Genomic DNA, 16,621 nt, shown 5'->3' with positions numbered 1-16,621 from the left:
ATCATGACCAAACTACTGATTCTTCTGCTGAACGGATTGAAGCTCGGCAAGGTCTTGACTACGACCGGCACCATGCTGCTGTCGATTGTCGTTTATGCGGTTTTCTACGGCTGGCCTTTCGCGGTGGGCTTCATGCTTCTGCTGTTCGTGCACGAAAGCGGCCATTACGTGGCCGCCCGGCAGCGTGGGCTTGACGTGGGGTTGCCGACGTTCGTCCCGTTCGTAGGCGCGTGGATCCAGTTGAAGGAGATGCCGCACGACGCCGAAACTGAGGCGTATATCGGTCTCGCGGGACCGTTTGCCGGCACCCTCGGTGCGCTCGCCTGCTATTTTCTCGCGCGCCACCTCGACAGCAACTGGCTGCTTGCGCTGTCATATGCGGGTTTCTTCCTGAACCTGTTCAACATGATTCCGCTGTCGCCCTTCGATGGCGGCCGGATCACTGCAGTGCTTTCGCCGCGGATCTGGTTTGCGGGCGTTCCGGTCCTCATCGCGCTGTTTGCGTGGCATCCGAGTCCACTACTGATCATGATGGCTATTCTCGCATTCCCGCAGCTCAAGCGGGCATGGCACTACGACCCGACGAGCGCCGAGAATGCCCAGTACTACGACATCGCGCCGTCGGTCAAGCTAAGCTACGCGTTCTACTATCTCGCGCTTTTGGCGTTTCTCGCGATGATGACTTTTGGAGTTCACGAAATGCTCGGACCGATGCGTGAGGGCATGCGCTGATCCGATGTGACCGCATTCACCTTCGACAAATATGGCGCCATAGCCGAGGACCGTGAGGCGCCGCGGTCCGCAAAGACCGAGCGAGCGCCGCACCGTCCCACCGCGCAGCGCATGAGACGCTTCGCGTCACATCCCCGTGCGCCGCTTCCCCACTCGCAGCGGTGTGAAGCGGCGGAACCGTTCTTTCTTGTGTTCTTCGTCGAAATGCAGTTGCGCCGGTTTGACGAGATCGCTACGCGCCACGATCCCGATGAGGCGCAGCGACTCGCGATCGGCCACGACCGGTAAGCGCTCGAGACCGTGAACGGCGAGGCGGGTTGCGACGAGGCGGCAGGTCTCGTTGGCAAGCGCGACAGGTGGGGTAGTGCGCGCGATCGCATCGCCGACCGAAGTGCCCCTCTTGACGGCCGCCTCGCCTTCGACGAGCGCCATCAGCGCCATGCGATCGACGACACTCACGAGACGTTCGCCGCGCACGACCGGATAGGCACGATGCGTCTGGCTCGCGCCGAAAAATGTCTCCGATGCATCGTGCACGGGCATCGCGGCATCGATCGTCTTGACGGTCCGCGTCATCACCTCATCGACGAAATGACGCTCGAGCGGATCGACACCGTACTCGCGATAAATGTGATAACCGCGCCTTGCGATCTTCTCGGTCATGATCGAACGTCGCATGACGACCGTCGTGAATCCATGCGCAAACAGGGTCGCCGTGAGGAGCGGCAAAAACGCGTTGCTGTCGTGCGTGAGGCCGAATGCGAAAACGACGGCGGTCAGCGGCGCGCCGAGGGTTGCCCCGAGCGTCGCTGCCATTGCCACGAGCGGCCATAACGCCGGTTCGTTGCCCGGCAGCACCTGACCGAACACGATGCCCAGGCCGGCACCCAGCATGAGCAGCGGCGCAAGCACCCCGCCCGACGTGCCCGAGCCCAGCGCAACGACCCAGGCGATCGCTTTGACGACGAGAATGGCAAGCGCGACCTTCACTGCCAAATGCTGATGCAGAAGGTCTCCGATCACGTCGTAACCGACGCCAAGCACGCGAGGCTCGATGAAGCCGCCGATGCCGACGACAAGCCCGCCGAGTGCGGGCCACCACATCCAGTGCAGCGGCAGCTTGCCGAAGAGATCCTCGGTCTTGTAGAGCGCCATCGAGAGCCCGCAGGCCAGCGCACCGCAGGCAATGCCGAGAATCGCGCACGATAGAAGCGAAATCGCATTCGGCTGCGCCGTTTCGAGCGGGAAGAGCGGACCTGAACCGAGCCACGCCGCGCGCATGAAACCCGCGACCGCGCAGGCGAGCGCGACAGGCAGGAAGCTGCGGGGGCGCCACTCGAACAACAAGAGTTCGACCGCGAGCAGCACGGCTGCAACCGGTGTGCCGAACACGGCGGTCATGCCGGCGGCGGCGCCCGCGACGAGTAGCGTCTTGCGTTCGCCGGCTGTCACCTTGAAGCACTGCGCGAGCAGGGAACCCAGCGCGCCACCGGTCATGATGATCGGGCCTTCGGCACCGAACGGCCCACCGCTGCCGATCACGATGCCCGACGAAAGCGGCTTCAGGATCGCCACTTTCGGCGACATCCGGCTCTTGCCGAAAAGAATGGCCTCGATCGCTTCAGGGATGCCGTGCCCGCGGATTTTCTCGGAGCCGAAGCGCGCGATCATTCCGACGGCGAGCCCACCCGCAGCCGGAACGAGAATGACCCAAAGCCCCAGCGCATTGTCTGCAGGCGGCCGGTCGGCGAACGAGAAAGCGCCGAAGAAGAAGAGATTCGTGAAAAGGCGAATCAGGTTGAGCAGGACATACGCTGCGATGGTACCGAGCACACCGATGGCGGCCGCGAGTGCGCAAATGCCGGGCAGTCGCGCATTGGAAGAGAAATCCCGCTTGTGTGTGTCGATGCTCATCTGAAATTTGACTTCAAAGATCGATTTGCGGCACGCTGAACGTGCCTTGTAATGACTTCAATTCGGCCTGATGCAGCGCGGCCAGCCGCACGAGAATGGTTTCGCCCGCTTTGAGCAAATGGACTTCCACTTGCCGGCGGTCGACCTCGCTCGGCTTGCGCTTGACGAGCCCGATCGCTTCGCAGCGCGTAACGAGCGCTACCACGCCGTGATGCTGCGCTTGCAGCCGCTCCGCCAACTCGCCGATGGTCGCCCATTCGCGGCCTGGATATCCCTTGATATGAAGCAGCAGCAAATACTGCAGCGGCGTAATGCCTTCGTCTTGCGCAGCGCGCTCCGAAAATCGCTCGAAACGGCGCATCTGGAAACGAAACTCCGAAAGCTGCTCGAAGTCGGTTTTGGCGAGCGCGCGGGAAGCTATGGTTTTCATGGTCGGCAGAGCGAAAATGTGAACGCGAAACTATATCACATTGTGATATTTCGGTTCTGGGCCGCCCGTGTAGCAAGGGGGTGACGCGCATGTTGCTCCGCCTTACGCCGATTGCAAGCGCCGCGTCTGCGTCTGGCGGTGCAGCCCGCCGATCAGATCGGACTGGGTGATCATGCCGACCAGGCGCTGTTTATCGTCGACGACCGGAATGTGATGATGGCCGTAATGCGCAAAAAGCGGGATCAATTGGGCGACCGCGACCGACACATTGACCGTGCAGACCGCCGATGTCATCAATTCGGCTACGCGGCGGCCCGCCGCCTCGTCCCGACGCCACCATCCGAAGCGTGCGTTGCGCACGCGCCGCAGCCCGAACGAGGTGCGGCCGACGAAATCCGTGCGCGTGACGATGCCGACGACACGTCGTTCGCCGTCGATGACGGGCAGCGCCTTGATGCGGTGGCGTTCGAGCAACCGCCAGGCTGCCGCTGCGGTGCTATCGACCGTCACCGTCACGACGTCGGGCGACATGATCCGCGCGCAGGTCATATCGCTGAAGCTGCGCGCGTACGCCAGCAGCTGCGCTTCGCGTAAGAGAGACTGTAAGTCGTCCGTGGCCACGTCGATGAGCTCGCCTTGCTGGCGCACGATCGCTTCGATGTCGGCGCGGGTCACACCGGTGCCGCCCGTATCGCCTGCCGTCTGAGCTTGAGCGCTCGCCCGGCGCACATGCGGATAGCGATGCCGCGTCAACGTGTGATAGGCGATGGCAGCGGTAAGGAGTACGAACGATTGCAGCGCGATCGGCTCGAGCACGAAGCGAAAACCGAGCGCATGCACGGCGGGCCCGCCGAGTACGGCCGTCAGCGCGACAGCGCCTGACGGCGGATGGACGCAGCGCAGCGCAAACATGGCGCAGGTGGCCGCTGCCACGGCGAATGCGGCGGCGACGATCGGATCGCCGAACAAGCGGCTCGCCAGCACGCCTAGCGTGGCAGCCACGAGATTGCCGCCGATGAACGACCACGGCTGCGCAAGCGGGCTCGCGGGTACGGCAAAAAGGAGCACAGCGGAGGCACCCATCGGCGCCACGAGCAGCGCAATGCGTCCCTCGTCGCCAAGCAGCCAGTGCATGCTTGCTCCGGTCACGGCGATGCCGACCAGCGCGCCGATGCACGAGCGAATGCGTTCGCGCCAGGGAACGGAGACGGGATGCGGGACGAAGGTGAGCAGCCAGCGGGCGAGGGCGGGATGAAGCACGTGACGTTTCGTTTTGTATGATCGAAAGCGAAGCGACGTGCGGCAGTACGTGCCGGCTCGTCGCGAGCGGGCAGCGATTATATCGCGCCGTGACATATCGTCACGTGTCGGCCATCGGCAGCGATGCGCGAATACAACGTCCGGCTGGCGCGGGATCGGCAAAACGTTTATCGGCGCTCAGGGCCAGGTCGCACCGTCGCAAAAGAGTTCGGTGCGGTTTTCGGCGGGAATCGGCACATCGGCGAGCGCGGCGGCTTCGCGGTAGAGCGCGGTTTGATTGATCTCCGAGGCGATGGCTGCGTCGTCGGCGCCAGCGGTTGGCCCACCGCGCAGCAAACGCCAGCGGCGATATTGAGCCAGGAACCAGCGGCCGTCGGACACGCGCGGGTAGTTGACCGCGCCGCTGTCGAAGAACGCAACGGGCAGCGGAGGTTTGGCGAAGCGCACGCCGCCGTCGCGGCCGGCAAGGCGTGGCGCGATGAGCTCGCCCGGCACGTCGAGCGCATCGGCCTTGGCGAGCCAAGGCGCGATTTCGTCGCGGTGCGAGGGGGCGTCGACCCACCGACACGCTTCGAGCATCGTGCGAATCAACGCACGCGCCGTATTGGGGTGGTGCGCGACGAAGTCACGCCGGCATGCAAGCACTTTCTCGGGATGGTTCGGCCAGATTTCGCTCGTTGCGGCAACGGTCTGACCGGCCCCGCGCGCCTCGGCAAGGGCATGCCAGGGCTCGCCGGCGCAAAACCCATCGAGCGTCTGCCGCGCCAGCGCATCGACCATGCGCGGTGGCGGGATGACGACGCTCTCGATGTCCTCCAGCGGATGCACGCCTTGTGCCGCGAGCCAGTAATAAAGCCACATGGCATGGGTGCCGGTCGGGAAGGTTTGCGCAAACACGGGGGCGCGACCCAGCGTGGCAAGCGCGGCCTTCAAACTGCCGGTTGTATCGAGTGCCTGCGCGAGTTGCGTGGACAGCGTGATCGCCTGCCCGTTGCGGTTCAGCACCATCAGTACCGCCATGTCGGCTTGCGGGCCGCCGATGCCGAGCTGCACGCCATAGACGAGTCCATACAGCGCATGCGCTGCATCGAGCTCGCCCGAGAGCAGCTTGTCGCGCACGGCGGCCCACGACGGCTGGCGGCACAGCTCGAGCGTGAGCCCATGACGGTGGCCGAATTCGAGCACCTTCGCGGCAACGAGCGGCGCGGCGTCGGAAAGCGCGACGAACCCCAGCCGCAAGTGGGTTTTTTCGAGCGCGCCGGGCGAGTTGGGGGCGCTGGCGGCCAGCGTATCGGTATCCATGTCTACCTCGAAGAGTCGGCCGCGTCGACGAGCCGACGAGCGATTTCGGCGAGCCGCACGCCAGCATCCATCGCGCGCTTTCGCAGCGTGGCATAGGCGTCGTGCTCGGACATCTGGCCGCGCTCCATGAGAAGCCGTTTGGCCCGATCGATGGTCTTGCGCTCGGCGAGTTCGCCTTCGACCTTGGCGAGGCGCTGGCGCAGCTTCTCCTCGTGGGCGAATCGCGCGAGCGCCACTTCGAGAATCGGTGCAAGCCGCTCGGGTGCGAGACCTTCGGCGACATAGGCGGTCACGCCCGCGTCGACGGCCTCGCGAATCAGCTGCTGGTTCGCGTCATGGCTGAACATCAGCACCGGTCGCGGCGCGGCCTCGTTCATGACGGCGAGATGTTCGAGCGTGTCGCGCGACGGCGATTCCGTATCGACGATGATGACGTCGGGCCGCTCGCGCTCGACGACCTTCGGCAGCGCCTGCGGCGTGGCCGCTTCGGCGAGCATCTCGTAGCCGAGGCGCGCGAGCGCCTCGCGCATCTCGCCGATGGGCTTTTCGGTGTCGGTCACGAGCAGGATGCGCAGCATCGTCGAGGTCATGCAGCAGCAGGTGCTTTCATCAGTCGCTTGATTTCCGGTACGCAAGAGCCGCAGACGGTACCGCAGCCGAGCGTCGATTTCAAATCGTCGAAGCTGGCATGCGCACCGACGGCCTGTTCGATTTGCGTTTGCGTCACCTGTTTGCAATTACAGACGATACGCGCGCGCGGGGCAAGCGAGCGCAATGCATCTTCGCCGCCCGGCAGGAAAATCGTGTGCCGGGGCCCCGGCCACGGTGCCAGCGAGCGGATTTGCTCGATGAAGGCGCGCGCGCCGCTCGTGTCGCCCGTCAGCAGGAATCCGTCGAGCATGTTACCGCTCCAGGCGACGCGTTGTTCGCGCCCACGCCGTGGATCGCGATATTCGAGCAGGTCGTCGCCGCGCGGTAGTCCCAGCGCATCGTGGAGCTTTTCGACCCACTCCGAATGCGCGACCGAGTCGGCCGCCGAGACGACGAGCAGATTGTCGTCTTCGATGCGCACGGACGCGTAGCGGCGCTCGGCCAATAGCGGCTGGACCGCGGCGCGCAGCGCGAGCGTGTCGCCTCGCTTGGCCGCAACGACGCGCCAAGGCAGGTCCGGGACTTCGATCCGAACGGCGGCATGCTTCAGCTCCGGCTGAGCCGAATGAGGATCGACCGCGGCGATCGTCGCTTCGTTCGCACCGCCGCTATTGAGGTACTGGCCGCTCCAGTGCATCGCGGTGAACAGCGTGCCCGAGCGCAGGTCGTCCGACGTTTCGACGGGCAGCACCACCTTGCCGCGACGGCTCGCCACGGCGACGAGATCGCCGTCCTTGAGCCCGCGCCGCGTGGCATCTCCCCGTTGCATGACGACGGTGGCCTCGGGCGCATGCGCGAAGAGGGCATCGGCGCGACCGGTGCGGCTCATGCCGTGCCATTGATCGCGCAAGCGGCCCGTGACGAGGCGAAACGGATACCGTGCGTCGGTCGGTTCGGCAACGCCCAGGTAAGCTGTCGGATGAAACTGCGCGCGGCCGTCGGCCGTCGCGAACACACCGTCGGTATAACGGCGTGCCAAGCCCTCACCGGCGCCCGCAATGAAGGGCCATTGCTTCGGCCCTTCGTCTTCGAGCAGCGCGTAGCTGAGCCCGCCGATATCCAGATCGCGGCCGATCGTCAGTGCCCGATGCTCGTCGAAAATGGCTTCCGGCGACGAATAAGGAAATAGTGTGGAGTCCGAAGCGATGCCTTCGGGCTCGCCCTCCGGGCGCCGGGTACGGCTGGCAAGGCGGCCTTCGAGGCGCCGCGCCACTTCGGCGGCGATCCACCAATCGGCTCTTGCATCGCCGGGCGCTTGCACGGCCGCTTGCACGCGCGAGATGCGCCGTTCCGAGTTGGTTACCGTGCCCGACTTTTCTCCCCATGTCGCCGCAGGCAACAATACGTCGGCGTACGGCACGGTGTCGGTATGGACGAACGCTTCCTGAACGACGACGAGCTCAGCCTTCTCGAGCGCTTTTCGCACGCGGGCGATGTCGGGCATCGAATGAACGGGGTTCGTGCAGGCGATCCAGACTGCCTTGATACGGCCGTCCGCGATGGCGTCGAACATGTCGACGGCCGGCAGACCGGGGCGCGCAGACAATCCTTCGACGCCCCAAAGCGCTTCGACTTCGGCCCGATGCCCGGCATTGCCGATGTCGCGATGCGCGGCGAGCATGGTCGCCATACCGCCCACCTCGCGCCCGCCCATGGCATTCGGCTGCCCCGTGAGCGAGAACGGACCGGCGCCCGGCTTGCCGATCTGTCGCGTGGCGAGATGCAGGTTGATCAGCGCCAGATTCTTGTCGGTGCCGTGACTCGACTGGTTGAGCCCCATGCAGTAAAGCGAAAGCGCCGCGGGGCTCGTCGCAAACCATTCGGCTGCACGGATCAGATCTTCCTCGGCGATACCGCACACACTGGCGGCCGTGCGCGGCGAATATTCGCGTACGAGCGCCTTGGCATCGAGAAAGCCGTTCGTATGAGCTTCGATGAAGTCGCGGTCGATCAAGCCTTCCCAGATCAAGTGGTGCAGCATGCCGTTGAAGAGCGCCACGTCGGTGCCGGGCTGGATGGCCAGATGCATGTCGGCGAGCGCGGCCACGTCCGTGCGGCGCGGATCGACGACGATCCAGCGCACCGCCGGGTTCTTCGCCTTGGCGTCCTCGAGCCGGCGAAACAGGACGGGATGCGCGTAGGGCATATTGCTGCCCGCGAACAGCACGGTTTCGGCGAGCTCGAGATCTTCGTAGCAGGTGGGTGGCCCATCGGCGCCCAGTGCTTTTTTGTAGCCGGTCACGGCGCTCGACATGCAAAGCCGCGAATTCGTGTCGATGTTGTTGGTGCGAACGAGGCCCTTCGCGAGCTTGTTGAAGACGTAGTAGTCCTCGGTCAGCAACTGACCCGAGATATAGAACGCGACGGCGTCGGGCCCGTCGCGCTCGATGATTTGCGCGAAACGCGAGGCCACGTGATCGAGCGCGCTATCCCAATCGGTCGCTTCGCGCGGGGCATTGCGCGCCAGGCGCATTTCAGGGCGCAGCGCGCGGCCGCCGGTGCCGGCCGCCGTCAGCGGCAACGTCCGGCCTTTCGTGCACAGGCGCCCGAAGTTCGCCGGGTGATCCGGATCTCCCGCGATACCCGTGATGCGGCCGTGCTCGGCTTCGATCAGCACACCGCAGCCGACGCCGCAGTAGCAACAAGTCGAGCGCGTGACGGTTTTCATCGCGGTAGGGCTCCCCGTCATGCGATCGAGACGTATACCGCCTCGCCGTCGACCTTGACGGGAAAGCGCCGCGCGCATCCTTCGTCGGGCGCGCGCGCCTCGCCGGTTGCGAGTTCGATGTTCCAGCTGTGCAGCGGGCAGGTGACGGCCTTGCCGTGCACGATGCCTTGCGAAAGCGCGCCGCCCTTGTGCGGGCAGTGATCGAGCAGGGCGAAGACCTCGTCATCGGCCGTGCGGAAGATCGCGATATCGCCGTCGGCACGCTTGAGCACACGGCTGCCGAGCCGCGGAATGTCGGAGACCTGGCAGACGTGAGTCCAGTTGGGAAGGGACAAGCGATCCATCATCAAATCCTCAATTGACAACCGTAAGCGGAATGTATTCGCGCTCTTGCGCGCCTTCGATACGCTCCTGCCACGGATCGGGCAGGCCCTCGAGCGAGAACAGCAGGCGTTCGTAGAGCGCCTGGCGGCTCGCCGCATCGTCGACGATCTTGCGCTTCACATAGTCGAGCCCGACGCGATCGAGGTAGTGCACGGTGCGATCGAGGTAGTGCGCTTCCTCGCGATAGAGCTGGAGGAACGCGGCCGTGTACTCCTTGACCTCGTCGGCCGTCTTCACCTTGACGAGGAACTGCGCGACCTCCGTCTTGATGCCGCCGTTGCCGCCGACATAGATTTCCCATCCGCTGTCCACCGCAATGACCCCGACGTCCTTGATGCCGGCTTCGGCACAATTGCGCGGGCAGCCCGAGACGGCGAGCTTCACCTTGTGCGGCGACCACATGTTGGCCAGCATGGTTTCCAGATCGATACCCATCTGCGTGCTGTTTTGCGTGCCGAAGCGGCAGAACTCGCTGCCGACGCAGGTTTTCACGGTGCGGATCGATTTGCCGTACGCATGGCCCGACGGCATGCCGAGATCGCGCCAGACGCCGACCAGATCTTCCTTTTTGACGCCGAGCAAATCGATGCGCTGACCGCCCGTCACCTTCACCATCGGAATCTGGTATTTATCGGCGACATTCGCGATGCGGCGCAGCTCATCGGGCGTCGTCACGCCGCCCTTCATTTGCGGCACCACCGAGAAGGTGTTGTCCTTTTGAATATTTGCGTGCGCGCGTTCGTTGATGAAGCGGCTTTGCGGATCGTCGACGGCTTCGTGGGGCCACGTCGAAATCAGGTAGTAGTTGATGGCCGGGCGGCACGTCGAGCAGCCGTTCGGCGTGCGCCACTCGAGGAAGTCGTAGACGTTCTGGTGCGTGAGCAGCTTGTTCTCGCGAATCGCCTTGCGGACTTCGTCGTGCGTGCGCTCCGTGCAGCCGCACATCGCCTTGGTCTTGGGCGTTTCCTGAAAACTCGTTCCCACCGTACTCATCAGGATCTGCTCGACGAGCCCCGAGCACGATCCGCACGAACTGGCCGCCTTCGTGTGCTTTTTGACGTCGTCGAGCGTGAAGAGGCCCTTCTCGGTGATGGACTTGACGATGGTGCCTTTGCACACGCCGTTGCAGCCGCAGACTTCGTCGCTGTCGGCCATCGCGGCCGCGCGGTTATGACCCTGCACGCCCCCGTCGCCAATGCTCGATTCGCCGAACATCAGGCGATCGCGCAGCTCGCCGAGCTTGCGTCCTTCACGCAGCAACTTGAAATACCACGCTCCGTCGGCCGTATCGCCATACAGACAGGCGCCGACGAGGCGGTCGTCCTGGATCACGAGCTTCTTGTAGACGCCGCTCGAAGGGTCGGACAGCACGATCTGCTCGGTGTCCTCGCCGCCGATGAAGTCGCCCGCGGAAAAGAGATCGATCCCGGTGACCTTCAGTTTCGTCGAGAGCACCGAGCCTTTATACGTGCCAATGCCCATCAGCGCGAGATGGTTCGCGCAGACCTTGGCCTGCTCGAAAAGCGGGGCCACGAGCCCATAGGCAATGCCGCGGTGGCTCACGCATTCGCCGACGGCATAGATGCGGGGGTCGTAAGTCTGCAGCGTGTCGTTGACGACGATGCCGCGGTTGCAATAAAGGCCTGCCTGTTCGGCGAGCGTCGTGTTCGGGCGGATGCCGGCGGCCATGACGACTAGATCGGCTGCGATTTCCTCGCCATCCTTGAAGCGCACGGCAGCGACTTCGCCGGCTTCGTTGCCGACGATCTCGCTCGTGGACTTCTCGAGCAGGAACGTGAGGCCGCGTGCTTCGAGCGAGCGCTGCAGCAGTTTGCCCGCTTGGGTGTCGAGCTGGCGTTCGAGCAACGTGGAAGCCAGATGCACGACGGTCACTTCCATGCCGCGCAGCTTGAGTCCATTGGCCGCTTCGAGGCCGAGCAGCCCGCCGCCGATCACGACGGCATGGCGTTTCACGCTGGCGGCGTCGATCATCGCCTGCGTATCCTGGATGTCGCGGTAGGTGATGACGCCCTTCAGGCCGGCGCCCGGCACGGGCAGGATGAACGGTTGCGAGCCGGTGGCGATCAGTAGCCGGTCGTAGGGCGCTTCCGTGCCGTCTTCCGCCACGACAAGGCGGCGCTTGCGATCGATGCGCGAAATGGCTTTGCCGAGGTGCAACTGAATGTCGTTCTTCGCATACCAATCGAGCGGGTTCAGCACGATGTCGTCGAACGATTGCTCGCCGGCGAGCACCGGCGAAAGCAGGATCCGGTTGTAGTTCGGATGCGGCTCGGCGCCAAAGACCGTGATCTCGTACTGGTCGGGGGCGAGGGCGAGCAGTTCTTCGATCGTGCGAATGCCGGCCATGCCGTTGCCGATTACGACGAGTCGTGGCTTGTTCATCGATTGGACTCCTTCTCAAGCGTGTGGCGTCGCAGCGTCGTTGCCCGACCAAAAATCCGAACCCGAAAACAAACGGCGCCCGCCCGTGCCGATGCACGAGGGGACGCCGTTGTCCTAATCCGTTGGCGATCGCGGCAACGGTGCCGCATCGCATCATGTCTTGCCCGCGCCCGACACCGTTGCCAGGGCGCGGGCGGAGTAACGCAAGGGCTATGCCAGCGAGGTGAAATGCATGGCGCATATTGGGTTTGCGCGCGGTGGCGCGCCGCGCGCACTATCTCGGGGCGCGGAAAGCCCGGGGGTATTGCACCGCAGCAGTGCAGCGGCGGCCATGCGTCGCACTCCTTCGGCGCGGCAGATTCGGGTTCGGTGCGCTCGCCCACCCAACGAGGGGTCTCCGGCGTCTATAATTCGGAGCCTCATCCCGTGCCTTGCGCTCGCCGGTTCGCGCTCGAACCGGCGCATCGCTATTGTGCGGATCAGGACCTGTCAATGTAGGGACGTCCAGACGAAAGGAGGTTTGATATGACTATCAGGATCGGTGACGATGCACCGGATTTCACCGCTGAAACGACAGAAGGGCCGATCAAGTTTCACGAGTGGATCGGCAACAGCTGGGCCATCCTGTTCTCTCACCCGAAGGACTTCACGCCGGTTTGTACGACGGAGCTCGGCTATATGGCGCGCCTGAAGCCGGAATTCGACAAGCGCAACACGAAGATCATCGGCCTCAGTGTCGATCCGGTCAGCGACCACAAGAATTGGGTGGGCGACATCGCGGAGACCCAGGGCTATCCGGTCAACTACCCGCTCATCGGCGGCGAGGACCTCGAGGTCGCGAAGCTCTACGACATGATTCATCCGAATGCGAGCGGCGGCACGCGCACGGCGGCCGACAATGCCACGGTACGCTCGGTGTTCATCATCGGCCCCGACAAGAAAGTGAAGGCGATGCTCGTCTATCCGATGAGCGCGGGGCGCAATTTCGACGAAGTCCTGCGCCTGCTCGACGCGCTGCAACTCAACGCGGCGCATTCGGTGGCCACGCCTGTGAACTGGAAACCGGGAGACGACGTCATCATTCCCACTTCGGTATCGAATGAGGACGCGAAGAAGAAGTACCCGCAAGGGTTCAAGACGCTGAAGCCGTACCTGCGGACGGTGGCTCAGCCGAAATAAACGGCCTTCGCTTGGTTTGCGGCATGCGGACGTCGTCAGGTCCACATGCCGCCGGCCGGATCCGCACGCGCGCGTCCGGCTGATGCGGCCCTGGCGGTTGGATGTTAGCGGTTCAACCGCTTCATGGCCTCGGATTCCATTGCCGCATGCAATTCCTCCGACGCTTCCGTCGGATCCATTTCGTCGTCGATGGAAAACTGCGCGCGCTCCGCGGCGAGACGTGTGGTACCGAAATCGGGATCGGAATCGTCGTCGACGTCATCTTCCAGCGGCGGCTCGAGCATGTCGCGCAGCATCGCTTCAAGCTCCGGCGTCTCCCAGGGTTTGCCTTGCTGCTTCCGCATTTTGATGTAGTGGCGGATTTCAGCATCCTGTTCCGGAGTCAACGGGAGCCCGCGAAACGTCCGGTTCGGGTCGAGATCAGTCATGGCGGCTCTCCAGCGATGGTGCTGAAAGTGTAGCGCCGTTGAATGCTGTCCGGCTATCGGAAAATTGGCGAGCGGTGAAGCGCTAACTGCGGCACGCAGTTAAAAAGGCGCGCAGTCTCGCGTCCCACGCGGCATCGCGCAAGGGCATATCCGCGGCTACCGTCTGCCGCATATCCCGATCGAGATGAATCGCGCGCAAGCTCTGCGCGTCGACAGGCTTTCTGAAGAACCGGCCTTCCGCATCCAGAAAAAGGCACGCCTTGCCGCGATAGCGAGCGCCCCGGATCGAGGTGGCATCGAAAACGTGGCGCGCCGATTCCTTGGGATAAACGAAAATCACATTGACGCCGCTCGCTTCCAACTCGTCGCATGCGTCCGAAAACCGGTACAGCATTTGAAAGCCCCGCTCGCCGGCGCGCCCCATGCCGATAACCACCAGACCGTGCGCACCCATCACATCGCGCAACAAACGATGCGCATATTCCTGGGATGTCAACCACGCACTCGCGTCGATCACGATGGTCTCCTGGCCTCGGATATCCGGTCAAAAATACAGAGGCCATGATAACGCAACTGTCACATTCTCGATGGTTGCGTAATTTTGACCGCGTCGGCCCGACACTTCGTCACGCCGCGTTCAGCGAATCCCCGACCACACGCACATGCTCGCCGATCTGGAAACCGGGCTGTGTCGGATAGCTGAAGTTGCGGTAGCTGCCGTCTTGCATCCGCACCTGCACCTGATAAGTCGTGTTCTTGCGCACGGCGTGCTCGATGCCGTTGCCTGCGAGACCGCCGCCGACGGCACCGGCTATCGTCGTCAGCACGCGGCCGCGGCCGCCGCCCACCTGGTTGCCGAGCAAGCCGCCCGCAATGGCGCCACCCACGGCGCCGACACCGGTGGTCTGCTCCGGCGTCTGCACTGTATTGATTGCGACGATCTCACCCGCGCTCGGATCGATTGCCGCCTGCCGCGTTTGCGAGCCGTTGCCGTACGCATTTTCGTTCACGGATGAAGGCGCCGGTCGCGCGATATGGTGCTGGGGCACACGCGGCACGCTGGGCTCCGCGCGCTGCGTCGACCCTTGCGCGATCGCGGGGTTCACTGCCGCCACGGGCATGCTGGCGCCCGTCAGCGCGGAGGAGGCGACCTGCTCGGGCGGCGGCACCGTCACCGCACGCGAGGTGGGCAAGAGTCCCGTCATCGCGGCGATGCCGGTGCCGCTGACGAGCACCACCGCAACGGCGGCTGCCGCGATGAGCGGGTGGATGCGGCTGCGTTGCGGGAGGTCGGTGGGCAGATTCGTATTCATGTGAGTCTCCAAAGGGATTGCCTGAAAAAACGCCGCATCGCGCTCTCCGGTGGACCGTAGATCGGTGACATTTGTAAGCGTTTGTAGTGCCGCATCGCCAACGTCCGAGTTATCCACAGTTTCGGTGGATGTCTTTGTGGATATCGGCGGGAAACGCAGCGCAACCCCTTGAGCCGGTTCGATTTTGCGGCGCGGCATGCGGCTTGGGCGAGAACGGCGTCGATCGGACGTTTTCGTAGCGCCTGACGATGACCTCGATAATGGCTACTGATTTGGCGAGGGCGATGCGTTTCGGATGGCTCATAGAATGGCCTTGACAGTCCATCGCATGTCGTCATGTGCGGCATGGGCTGTGTGTCGAGACTCATCGTCAAGGAGCGTCGTCCCATGAAGAGACTCCCAGCGCCTTTTCGCATCAAGATGGTCGAAGCGGTTCGCGAGACGACACAGGCCGAGCGCGAGCAGGCGTTGAGGGTGGCAGGCTACAACCCGTTCCAGTTGCGCGGTGAGGACGTCTATATCGATTTGCTGACCGACTCGGGTACGGGCGCCATGAGCGACCGCCAATGGGCAGCGATGATGCAGGCCGATGAATCGTACGCGGGCTCGCGCAGCTACTTCCGCCTGCAGGAAACCGTTGCGCGTTTGTTCGGCTATGCGTACATGGTGCCGGCCCATCAAGGCCGCGGGGCCGAGCACGTGCTTTTCCCATGTCTGGTCGAGCGCGCGCGTGCGACGCGCGGTGCGACCGATCCCGTGTTCATTTCGAACTATCACTTCGACACGACGGCTGCGCATGTGGAGCTGACCGGTGCACAGGCGTTGAATGCGCTCACACGCCGTGCTTTCGATACGGCGTCGTACGATCCCTGGAAGGGCAATTTCGATCTCGATCGAGTCGAGACCTTGATCGAGATGCATGGCCCCCGCAATGTCGTGGCCATCGTCACGACGGTCACTTGCAACAGCAGCGGCGGCCAGCCCGTGTCGCTCGCCAATATGAAGGCGGTCTACGAGCTTGCTCAGCGCCATGGCATTCCCGTCGTGATCGATTCGGCGAGGTTCAGCGAGAACGCGTTTTTCATCAAGTCGCGCGAAGCGGGTTACGCCAATGCGTCCATTACGGAGATCGTCGCGCAGATGTATCGATACGGCGACATGTTGACGATGTCGGCCAAGAAAGATGCCATGGTCAACATCGGCGGGCTCGTCTGCATCCGCGAAGATCGCGAGCTGTTCGAAGCGGTGCGCTCGCGGTGCGTGCTGATGGAGGGATTCGTCACTTATGGCGGCCTGGCCGGGCGCGACCTCGAGGCCATTGCGCAAGGACTTGTCGAAGCGGTCGATGAAACGTTGCTCGCCTATCGCGTGGCGCAGGTCGAACGCTTGTATTCTCGTCTCGACGAAGCGGAGGTACCGGTGCAGCGTCCATGCGGTGGACATGCCGTATTCGTCGATGCGGCGCGCATGCTGCCGCATGTTCCGGCCGAAGCGTTTCCCGCACTCGCACTCGCAAACGAGATTTATGTTTCGGGCGGTGTACGTGGTGTCGAGATTGGCTCACTGTTGCTCGGCCGCGATCCGAAGACCGGCCGGCAGAAACCGTCGCCCTTCGAACTGCTGCGCCTTGCCATCCCGCGGCGCACCTATACCAACGATCACATGGACTACGTGGCGGATGTGCTCATCGATGCCAAGGGTCGCGCGGACGAGCTGCGCGGTTATGCGTTCGAAGAGGAGCCGCCTACGCTGCGGCATTTCCTCGCGCGCTTTCGTCCGTTGACCTAACACTTATCTGCGAAATTTATTCCCGCCGCCCTCCCGGGAATTGCGTCGGTTGTTAAACGAATGCCTACGGAATTGGGTCGCCGCTCTTGCTATGTCAGCACATATGCTTGATTCGAGCGAAGCGGGGCCGGCGGGGCCGTGGATATCGAACGCGAACAGGCAACGGTTC

Annotated in this window: 14 protein-coding genes; 3 read left to right on the top strand and 11 right to left on the bottom strand. The window is 63.7% G+C overall.

The annotated features are described in order from the left end of the window. Positions 1-3 precede the first annotated feature (3 nt). On the top strand, positions 4-732 hold the full coding sequence (locus ACR9ZC_RS03705) for a site-2 protease family protein (protein ID WP_481579172.1): 729 nt from the start codon (positions 4-6) through the stop codon (positions 730-732). A gap of 126 nt (positions 733-858) precedes the next feature. Here ACR9ZC_RS03705 and ACR9ZC_RS03700 read toward each other — a convergent pair whose 3' ends face one another. The 8 genes from ACR9ZC_RS03700 to nirB form a co-directional block, all read right to left on the bottom strand. Continuing rightward, positions 859-2,646, bottom strand: coding sequence for a chloride channel protein (locus ACR9ZC_RS03700; protein ID WP_481579171.1), 1,788 nt, complete (start codon positions 2,644-2,646; stop codon positions 859-861). Between the two features lie 13 nt (positions 2,647-2,659). Further along, the gene (locus tag ACR9ZC_RS03695) at positions 2,660-3,076 is read right to left on the bottom strand and encodes a MarR family winged helix-turn-helix transcriptional regulator (RefSeq protein ID WP_331567207.1); all 417 of its coding nucleotides are present in this window, start codon (positions 3,074-3,076) and stop codon (positions 2,660-2,662) included. Between the two features lie 102 nt (positions 3,077-3,178). Next, positions 3,179-4,336 carry an HPP family protein gene (locus tag ACR9ZC_RS03690; RefSeq protein ID WP_481579170.1) on the bottom strand — a complete coding sequence of 386 codons (1,158 nt, stop codon included), beginning with the start codon at positions 4,334-4,336 and terminating at the stop codon, positions 3,179-3,181. A gap of 177 nt (positions 4,337-4,513) precedes the next feature. Further along, complete coding sequence (locus ACR9ZC_RS03685) at positions 4,514-5,638, bottom strand: CmpA/NrtA family ABC transporter substrate-binding protein (RefSeq protein WP_481579169.1); 1,125 nt, start codon at positions 5,636-5,638, stop codon at positions 4,514-4,516. 2 nt (positions 5,639-5,640) lie between these two features. Then, entirely contained in the window at positions 5,641-6,216 is a 576-nt protein-coding gene (locus ACR9ZC_RS03680; RefSeq protein ID WP_331567261.1) for an ANTAR domain-containing response regulator, read from the bottom strand. A gap of 8 nt (positions 6,217-6,224) precedes the next feature. After that, entirely contained in the window at positions 6,225-8,957 is a 2,733-nt protein-coding gene (locus ACR9ZC_RS03675; RefSeq protein ID WP_481579168.1) for a nitrate reductase, read from the bottom strand. A 17-nt stretch (positions 8,958-8,974) separates the two neighbouring features. After that, positions 8,975-9,304, bottom strand: a complete 330-nt coding sequence (nirD, locus tag ACR9ZC_RS03670; protein WP_414720165.1) for a nitrite reductase small subunit NirD — start codon at positions 9,302-9,304, stop codon at positions 8,975-8,977. Between the two features lie 7 nt (positions 9,305-9,311). Then, positions 9,312-11,744, bottom strand: a complete 2,433-nt coding sequence (gene nirB / locus ACR9ZC_RS03665) for a nitrite reductase large subunit NirB (RefSeq protein WP_481579167.1) — start codon at positions 11,742-11,744, stop codon at positions 9,312-9,314. A gap of 525 nt (positions 11,745-12,269) precedes the next feature. Here nirB and ACR9ZC_RS03660 point away from each other — a divergent pair. Then, the gene (locus tag ACR9ZC_RS03660; RefSeq protein WP_481579166.1) at positions 12,270-12,923 is read left to right on the top strand and encodes a peroxiredoxin; all 654 of its coding nucleotides are present in this window, start codon (positions 12,270-12,272) and stop codon (positions 12,921-12,923) included. A gap of 104 nt (positions 12,924-13,027) precedes the next feature. On the opposite strand, the gene ACR9ZC_RS03655 is transcribed toward ACR9ZC_RS03660, so the two are convergent. The 3 genes from ACR9ZC_RS03655 to ACR9ZC_RS03645 form a co-directional block, all read right to left on the bottom strand. Continuing rightward, positions 13,028-13,351: a hypothetical protein gene (locus ACR9ZC_RS03655; RefSeq protein ID WP_331567195.1), complete on the bottom strand. Its 324-nt coding sequence runs from the start codon at positions 13,349-13,351 to the stop codon at positions 13,028-13,030. An 82-nt stretch (positions 13,352-13,433) separates the two neighbouring features. Beyond that, complete coding sequence (locus tag ACR9ZC_RS03650; protein ID WP_481579165.1) at positions 13,434-13,868, bottom strand: hypothetical protein; 435 nt, start codon at positions 13,866-13,868, stop codon at positions 13,434-13,436. A 109-nt stretch (positions 13,869-13,977) separates the two neighbouring features. After that, the gene (locus ACR9ZC_RS03645; RefSeq protein ID WP_481579164.1) at positions 13,978-14,664 is read right to left on the bottom strand and encodes a glycine zipper 2TM domain-containing protein; all 687 of its coding nucleotides are present in this window, start codon (positions 14,662-14,664) and stop codon (positions 13,978-13,980) included. Positions 14,665-15,051: 387 nt separating this feature from the next. Between ACR9ZC_RS03645 and ACR9ZC_RS03640 the strand changes: the two genes are divergently transcribed. Next, positions 15,052-16,452 carry a tryptophanase gene (locus tag ACR9ZC_RS03640; protein ID WP_481579163.1) on the top strand — a complete coding sequence of 467 codons (1,401 nt, stop codon included), beginning with the start codon at positions 15,052-15,054 and terminating at the stop codon, positions 16,450-16,452. Positions 16,453-16,621 lie beyond the last annotated feature (169 nt).

This window comes from Trinickia sp. HAY1-2D (assembly GCF_056754935.1).
Note: the sequence above shows the minus strand (reverse complement) of the source record. Positions and strands in the feature narration are given on the sequence as shown.